This is a genomic window from Ramlibacter sp. PS3R-8 (assembly GCF_037572435.1).
GTDB lineage: Bacteria > Pseudomonadota > Gammaproteobacteria > Burkholderiales > Burkholderiaceae_C > Ramlibacter.
Window position 1 is genome coordinate 213148 of record NZ_JBBHGT010000008.1, and the last position, 7760, is coordinate 220907.

Annotated in this window: 6 protein-coding genes; 4 read left to right on the forward strand and 2 right to left on the reverse strand. The window is 67.1% G+C overall.

The features are described from left to right. Window positions 1–7 precede the first annotated feature (7 nt). The gene (locus tag WG902_RS22170) at window positions 8–649 is read left to right on the forward strand and encodes a hypothetical protein (RefSeq protein WP_340062384.1); all 642 of its coding nucleotides are present in this window, start codon (window positions 8–10) and stop codon (window positions 647–649) included. After that, window positions 646–1941, forward strand: coding sequence for a M16 family metallopeptidase (locus WG902_RS22175; protein ID WP_340062385.1), 1296 nt, complete (start codon window positions 646–648; stop codon window positions 1939–1941). Before WG902_RS22170 ends, WG902_RS22175 begins: the two co-directional genes overlap by 4 nt. 60 nt (window positions 1942–2001) lie before the next feature. Here WG902_RS22175 and WG902_RS22180 read toward each other — a convergent pair whose 3' ends face one another. Continuing rightward, window positions 2002–2646 carry a trimeric intracellular cation channel family protein gene (locus WG902_RS22180; protein WP_340062386.1) on the reverse strand — a complete coding sequence of 215 codons (645 nt, stop codon included), beginning with the start codon at window positions 2644–2646 and terminating at the stop codon, window positions 2002–2004. 39 nt (window positions 2647–2685) lie between these two features. Between WG902_RS22180 and WG902_RS22185 the strand changes: the two genes are divergently transcribed. Both WG902_RS22185 and trhA read left to right on the forward strand, forming a co-directional pair. Next, entirely contained in the window at window positions 2686–4959 is a 2274-nt protein-coding gene (locus WG902_RS22185; RefSeq protein ID WP_340062387.1) for an ATP-dependent DNA helicase, read from the forward strand. A 95-nt stretch (window positions 4960–5054) separates the two neighbouring features. Then, window positions 5055–5702 carry a PAQR family membrane homeostasis protein TrhA gene (trhA, locus tag WG902_RS22190; protein WP_340062388.1) on the forward strand — a complete coding sequence of 216 codons (648 nt, stop codon included), beginning with the start codon at window positions 5055–5057 and terminating at the stop codon, window positions 5700–5702. A gap of 27 nt (window positions 5703–5729) precedes the next feature. Here trhA and WG902_RS22195 read toward each other — a convergent pair whose 3' ends face one another. Next, window positions 5730–6782 (reverse strand): integron integrase, encoded by a 1053-nt coding sequence (locus tag WG902_RS22195; protein WP_445263721.1) that lies wholly within the window; start codon window positions 6780–6782, stop codon window positions 5730–5732. Between the last annotated feature and the right edge of the window lie 978 nt (window positions 6783–7760).

The window sequence follows — 7760 nt, forward strand, 5'->3', positions numbered from 1 at the left end:
GGGGCGCATGAACAGATTGCAAGCCGAGTCGCAGCGGCTCTACGGAACGGGCCGCGCGGCGGTGCTCGAACTGGCAGGCGCCGGCGGCTGGACCGAGCTGGCGAAGGTGTGGCAGGGAGTGCAGGCCGAGCTGGAGTTGCCGGCGCCGGGCATTGCGGTCAACGGGTCGGATGCGCACCAGCTCTGGTTTTCTTTCCCGCAGGCAGTCGCCGCGCCCGAGGCGGAGCGCTTCCTGGCGTCGCTGCGTGCGCACTTCCTGCGAGAAGTCCCGCCGGAACGCATCCGGTTCAACCTCCACCCCGCGCCGATGCCTCCGTTCCAGGTCGGCCCCGATCGCTGGTCCGCTTTCGTCACGCAAGACCTCGCGACCCTGTTCGACGCGGGACCCTGGCTGGACATGCCGCCAGGTGTCGAGGCGCAGGCGGAACTGCTGTCACGGCTGCAATCCATGGCTCCGCAGGCCTTGCAGCGTGCGATGCAGCGGATGAAACCCGTGGCATCCGCGAGCATGCCGTTGCCGCAGGGCGCGGAGCAGGATGATCCCCGGAGCTTCCTGCTGCGGGTGATGAACGACGCCCATGCGGACATGCACTTGCGCATCGAGGCCGCCAAGGCCTTGCTGCTGGCGCAGGACGGGCAGCGCCGATGACCGCCATCGTGAAGACGCTGCCCAACGGCGTACGGCTGCTCGCGATCCCCATGCCCCAGGTGCAAAGCGCCAGCGTCGGCGTGTTCCTGCGGGTGGGCTCGCGCGACGAGTCGCCGCGAACCAACGGCATCAGCCACGTGCTGGAGCACATGGCTTTCAAGGGCACGGCCACCCGGTCGGTGCAGGAGATCAACCTGGACGCCGAGCGGCTGGGCGCCGACGTGAACGCCTTCACCAGCAAGGACACCACCGCGTATTTCATGAGCGGCCTGGGCCGGCACGTCGACCGGTTCCTCGCCATGACGGCCGACATCGTGTTGAACAGCACCTTTCCCCAGGCGGAACTGGAGCGCGAGCTGGACGTGATCCGGCAAGAGGCGATCGAGTACGCGGAGGACCCGGAAGAAAACTCGGGCGAGCTGCTCGACCGCGCCATCTGGGGCGACCACCCGTTGGGCATGCCGGTGATCGGCACGCTGCAAAACATCGAGCGCTTCACGCGGGCCGATGTCGTGGCGCACGTGCAGTCGCACTACGTCGCCGAAAAGACCGTGGTGGCCGCTGCCGGCAACTTCGACGTCGATGCCTTCATGGCCGATGCGGCGCGCCTGTTCTCCGGCATGCGGCGCAGCGGCGAGGCCGCCACTGCCCCGCCGGCGCCGATGCACATCGGCAAGGCGATGGGCAAGCGCTTCACCCAGGTCTCACAGGTGTTCGTCAACCTGTCGTATCCCGTGGCGCCGGCGCTGGCCGACGAGATCGGGCAGCAGCGCTGGCGGGTGGCCGGCTCCCTGGCCTCCACGCTGTTCGGCGGCGGCATGTCGTCGCCGCTGACCGACACGGTGCGCGAGCGGCTGGGGCTGGCCTACAACGCGCAGACATCGTCGGAACATGGCGATGCCTGGTTCAACATGGTCGTCCACGCGATCACCACGCCCGACAAGCTGGAGCAACTGATCACGGCGACCGGCGCATTGCTGCGCGAACACGCGCGGCGCATCGACCCGGTGCACCTGGAACGCGCGAAGAACCAGCTGGCGGTGTCGCGCGTGCAGTCGTCGGAGCGCAGCTATGCCGCGATGGAGCGCGCGGTCGAGGAGCTTTTCGTGTACGGAAGCGTCACGCCGGTGCACGAGGCGATCGCGATGATCGAGTCCATCGAAGCCGACGAAGTGCGGGCCGTGTTCGAGCGCATGCTCGCGGCGTCGCCGGCGCTGGCGATCACGGGGAAGGGCGCAAGCCCGAAGGCGGCGGTGCAGCTGGCGTCGGCGTTGGTCGCAGCGACGAAGTAGTGGAGGTTGTCGAAACCGGGGTTCGGCTCCGCGCTGACCGCCGGCCTACGAACACGCTGCTCAATCGTGCCCCGACGACCACCGCGGCAACGTGAACCCGGTCACAAGCGCGAGCACGCGCAAACCGCTGGCGACGGCCGCGCCGACCACCAGTCCCAGGCCCGGCGGCACGCCCAGGTGCTGCGCGATCACCAGCACCCACCCCCCGATGAAAGCGCAGATGGCGTACGGGCGATGGTCGCGCAATGCAGCCGGGATCTCGTTGCACACGATGTCACGCAACACGCCGCCGAACGTGGCGGTGATCACCCCCATCAGCACGGCGACGATGCCGGGCAGGTCCTGCCCCAACGCCAGTTGCGTGCCGTTGGCACTGAACAGTCCCAGGCCAAGTGCATCCGGCCATTGCATCGCACGCTCGGTGGGCGCGAAGTGGCGCGCGCGCAGGAAGAACATCGCGCCGGCACACAGCGCAAGCAGCGCCCACAACCATTCCGAATGCGCCACCCAGAAAAAAGGCCGCCGGTCCAGCAGCACGTCGCGCAGCGTGCCGCCGCCGAAGGCGGCCAGCCCCGCGACCAGGCAGACCCCGACGGCGTCCAGCCGCTTGCGAGCCGCTTCCAGCAGGCCGGACAAGGCGAAGGCCAGCGTGGCCAGGGCCTCGACGAGCGTGAGCAGCAGGGACAGCAGCGGCGGATTGGACATCCACCGATTGTCACGCCTGCCGCGGCTTAAGATCAGCGGATGCAGTACACCGTCGCCGTTCGCACCCTGTGCGAATTCACCGCCAAGCGCGGCGACCTGGACCTGCGGTTCACCCCCACGCCGACCGCACAGGAGGGCATGGCGGGCCACCAGCTGGTCGCCGCCCGGCGCGGGCCGGCGTACGAAACGGAGATCAGCCTGCGCGGCGAGTTCGAGCAGCTCGCGGTGCGGGGGCGGGCCGACGGTTACGACGGGGTGCTGAACCGGCTGGAGGAGATCAAGACGCATCGCGGCGATCTCGCCCGGCAGCCTGCCAACCACCGGCACCTGCACTGGGCGCAGGCCAAGGTGTACGGCTGGCTGATCTGCCAGGCGCGCGGGCTGCAGCAGCTGACGCTGGCGCTGGTGTACTTCGACATCGTCACGCAACAGGAGACTGTCTTCGAGGAGGCGCATTCCGCTTCGTCGCTGCAGGCGTTCTTCGAAGCTTGCTGCCGCGACTTCCTGGCGTGGGCGCAGCAGGAGCTGGCGCACCGCGCCGGCAGGGACCAGGCGCTGGCGGCGCTGTCCTTCCCGCATCCGGCCTTTCGGACCGGGCAGCGCGAACTGGCCGAATCCGTGTACCGCGGCGCCGCCACCGGCCGCTGCGTCCTGGCGCAAGCGCCCACCGGCATCGGGAAGACCATCGCCACCGTGTTCTCCATGCTCAAGGCGGCGGCGCCGCAAGCGCTGGACAAGGTGTTCTACCTCACCGCGAAATCCACCGGACGCCGCCTCGCGCTGGACGCGGCGCAGCAGATCCGCCATGCCGCTCCCGGCCTGCCGCTGCGCGTGGTGGAACTGGTGGCGCGGAACAAGGCCTGCGAACACCGTGACAAGGCCTGCCACGGCGACGCGTGCCCGCTGGCGAAAGGCTTCTACGACCGCCTGCCCGCCGCGCGCGCCGAGAGCTTGCAGAGCGCAGCGATGGGCGCGGAGGCCGTGCGCGGTGTTGCCTTGAAACACGGCGTGTGCCCGTACTACCTGGGCCAGGAGCTTTCGCGCTGGGCCGACATGGTGGTGGGCGACTACAACTACTGGTTCGACGGCAGCGCCATGCTGCACGCGATGACGCTCGGCGACGAACTGCGCGTGGGCGTGCTGGCCGACGAGGCGCACAACCTGGTGGAGCGGGCGCGCGCGATGTATTCGGCGGACCTGGACCAGTCAGCGTTGCGAGCCGTGCGCTCGACCGCGCCCGCCGCCGTCCGGCCGGCACTGGACAAGCTGAACCGCGGCTGGAACACCTTGCGCAAAGCGGAGAAACGCGCGGACGGGACGCTCGAGGCGTTGCCGGCGTCCTTCCTCACGGCGCTGAAGAACGCCAGCGCCGCCCTGGAGTCCCACTTCGCCGAAGCCGCGCCCGGCAGCGCGGACGCGCCATTGCAGCAGTTCTACTTCGACGCGCTTGCCTTCCACCGCCTGGCCGAGTCCTTCGGCGCCCACTCGGTCATCGAACTCACGGAGCAGGGCGCTGGCTTCGGCAAGCCGGCGGCCACCGTCCGCATCCAGAACCTGATCCCGGCCAGCTTCCTGCGGCCGCGGTTCGCTGCCGCACGCAGCGTCACGCTGTTCTCCGCCACGCTCAGCCCGCCGCGCTATTACCTGGACATGCTGGGACTGCCGGACAGCACCGCGTGGATCGACGTGGAATCGCCCTTCGGGCCCGATCAACTCGAAGTGCAGGTGGTGCGCCGGATCTCCACCCGGTTTGCCGACAGGGAACGGTCGGCCGTCCCCATCGCGCGCCTGATCGCCGACCGCTACGCTGTCCAGGCCGGCAACTACCTGGCGTTCTTCAGCAGCTTCGACTACCTGGAGCTGGTCGCGGGAGAGTTCCAGCGCCGGTACCCCGAGGTGCCGGTGTGGACGCAGGTGCGCGGCATGGACGAAGGCAGCCGGCAGGCCTTCCTGGATCGGTTCGCGCCCGGCGGCGCCGGCGTCGGCTTCGCGGTGCTGGGCGGCAGCTTCGGCGAGGGCATCGACCTGCGCGGCGACCGGCTGGTGGGCGCCTTCGTCGCCACGCTCGGGCTGCCGCAGGTGAACGCGCGCAACGAGCAGCTCAAGGCGCGCCTGGACGACGTCTTCGGCTCCGGGTACGACTACACCTACCTGGTCCCCGGCATCCAGAAAGTGGTGCAGGCGGCAGGCCGCGTCATCCGCACGCGGGAGGACAAAGGCATCGTGTACTTGATCGACGACCGCTTCGCCCGCCCCGCCGTGCGGGAGCTGCTGCCCTCCTGGTGGCGGGTGCAGCCGGAAGCCCTTGGCTGAGGCCAGGGCTGGGCATCCGCTGACACAGCACGGCCATTCGGGCCGACAGGCCCCGAAATGGGGCGGCGTGAAGATTCAGCCAAGGAGAAACCTCCATGGCCCACACCGCCATCGCCCGCGCCCAGACGCCGAATGAAGAAATCGCGAACTCGCTGAGTCACGGTATTGGTGCGTTGCTGGCGGCGGTTTTCAGCCCCCAGCTGATCGAAAACGCCATGCAGGCCGGCAGCCTGCACGGCCTGGCCGCCGCGGTGTATTGCGCCTCGATGATCCTGCTGTTCACCGTGTCGGCGGCCTACCACTGGCTTCCGCAGGGACCGACCAAGGACCTGCTGCGCCGACTGGATCACGCGGCGATCTTCCTGTTCATCGCCGGTTCGTACACACCCTTCGTGCTGGGCAGCCTGGCCGAAGAGGGCTACTGGTTCCTGGCCAGCGTCTGGTTCGCCGCCACCGTGGGAACGGTGGCCAAGTGCGCCAACCGCTTGACGCACCCCTTCATCTCCACCGGCCTGTACATGGGCATGGGGTGGCTGTGCGTCTTCATCCTGCAACCCCTGATGAGCGCCATGCCGATGGAGGGCCTGGCCCTGCTCGTGACCGGCGGCGTGCTGTACACCCTGGGCGCGGTGGTCTTCCACTTCGACGAAAAGATCGCCTATGCGCATTTCGTCTGGCACCTGCTGGTGCTGGGGGCGAGCGGGTGCCACTTCGTGGCGATTCTGCGGTATGCGCATGGTTGAGGCACCGCGGGTCTGACGGCCCGCCTGTCAGTCTTGGCGAATGGCGTCCAGCGGACTTGCCGTCCTGCCCGCTGCGATCTTCAGCACGTGGGTGTAGATCATGGTGGTGCTCACGTCACTGTGGCCAAGCAATTCCTGCACCGTGCGAATGTCGGTGCCTGACTGGAGCAGGTGGGTGGCGAAACTGTGGCGCAGCGTGTGCGCCGAGACGCGCTTGTTGATGTCCGCCACAGCCATGGCCTTCTTGATGGCGCGCTGGAGTCTTTCCTCGTAAAGGTGATGTCGGCGGACCTCGCCGGTTTGAGGGTCCGTCGCCAGCGTTGGTGACGGGAACACCCAGAACCAGCCCCAGGTCTGGCCGACCTTCGGATACTTTCTCTCAAGGGCATGTGGCACCTCCACGCCGCCATGTCCGGCGCGGCAGTCTTGTTGCCACAGATCGCGAGCTGCCGCCAGTTGCGCCCGCAACTCGCCCGCAATGGAAGCAGGCAGCATCACGACGCGGTCCTTGTTTCCCTTGGCTTCCCGCACGATGATCACCTGCCTGTCGAAATCGACATCCTTGGTGCGCAGTCGCAGCACTTCCATCAATCGCATGCCCGTGCCATACAGGAGGCGGGTGACGACACGGATCACCCCTTCCATGGACTCGAGCAAGCGCGACACCTCAGCGGGCGTCAGCACGGTGGGAATGCGTCGCGCCCGGGACGGCCGCTGCAGGTCGTTCATCCAGGCCAACTCGGCCCCCAGCACCTCGCGGTACAGGAACAGAACGGCGCTGAGCGCCTGGTTGTGCGTGGATGACGAGACGCGCCTTTGCGTCGCAAGCATGGTGAGGAACGACTGAACCTCCGCAGCGCCCATGTCGCGCGGATGCTTCATGCCGTGCCATCGAACGAAGAAGCGGACCCAATACACATAGGCCTCTTCGGTGCGAAGGCTATAGTGCAAATAACGCACCCGCTCGCGGACTTGGTCCAGCAGGCGGGTGGACTGCAGGGCGGGCAGCGTACGGTGGGACACGAGCGCCTTGGCTGTATGAAAATACAGTGTAGCTCGGTGCGACGCGCCGTCAAGCAATCGCACTCCATTTGGAGGAGGAAAGCATGGGTCGCGGGATTCGCGGATGCTGCGACCAGGTTCGGATTTGCGGGAATCCTGATCTGGATTTATTAAAGTTGTTATCCAGCACCGGCAAACAAATATCGTGATGCAGCAACGGCTTACCGCTTCGACCCTAGCGACGTTATCCAGCAGATGCGGGGTCGCGGGTTGGGATGTGCGGTCTACATTACGTTATGCCGCATGGGACAAGTAGTGGTTGAAGGCTGGTGGCTGGCCAAGGCGGTCGCGATGGCCTGCAAAGGAGCACGCAGCCGGTGCCGCACCGAAGGTTCTTCAATGGCGACGTCCTGGCGTGCAAGCGGTAGTCCCGCGCGCCCGTTGGGCGCAGCATGCATCCCCACTTCGGACAGTTGACAGGTCCGGGCACGCGGAGAGAATGCCCGCACCATGCGCACTTCGCTCCATGACCGGCGACGACAATTCGCATGGAGGCTCGGTGGTTTGGGTGGCTCTGAACGCCATGCATAACGAGGCAGTCGACACGGACGCCCAACGGCGTCTGCGCACTCCGTGCGCTCCTGTTGGTCGCCGGTCACTTCTACGTTAGGTTGCACTGGTGGCGCTCCAACTCATTCGCGACCCTGGCGCCGTCTTCAGCGTGTCGGGCGAGCCGTCGGTCGCTGGCATAGATTCGGACACCTTGTCCGAGCCAGTGGCCGGGACGGCGCTTCGTGCCTTTTTGGCGTTGACGCAATCCGCAGATCGCTTCCTCCAGGCTGGGTGGTCCCCCGAGTCCATCTTCTGGAGCCGCTACTTCTGGTTTCGCCGCTTCTCAACACTGCGAACCGCAACGTGCGGTATTGACGCGGGGCTTGAGCAACAGGAGATTCAAATCCTTGAGCACCCCCTTCCCACCTGTGCGCCGGATTGGTCCATGTTGAACGTGGTGCAAGGAGAAGCGGATGCAACCTAACAGGTCGTTCGACACGGACG

Coding starts and splice junctions, on each gene's coding strand:
- WG902_RS22170 (WP_340062384.1), top strand. CDS start 8: ATGAACAGATTGCAAGCCGAGTCGCAGCGGCTCTACGGAACGGGCCGC.
- WG902_RS22175 (WP_340062385.1), top strand. CDS start 646: ATGACCGCCATCGTGAAGACGCTGCCCAACGGCGTACGGCTGCTCGCG.
- WG902_RS22180 (WP_340062386.1), bottom strand. CDS start 2,646: ATGTCCAATCCGCCGCTGCTGTCCCTGCTGCTCACGCTCGTCGAGGCC.
- WG902_RS22185 (WP_340062387.1), top strand. CDS start 2,686: ATGCAGTACACCGTCGCCGTTCGCACCCTGTGCGAATTCACCGCCAAG.
- trhA (WP_340062388.1), top strand. CDS start 5,055: ATGGCCCACACCGCCATCGCCCGCGCCCAGACGCCGAATGAAGAAATC.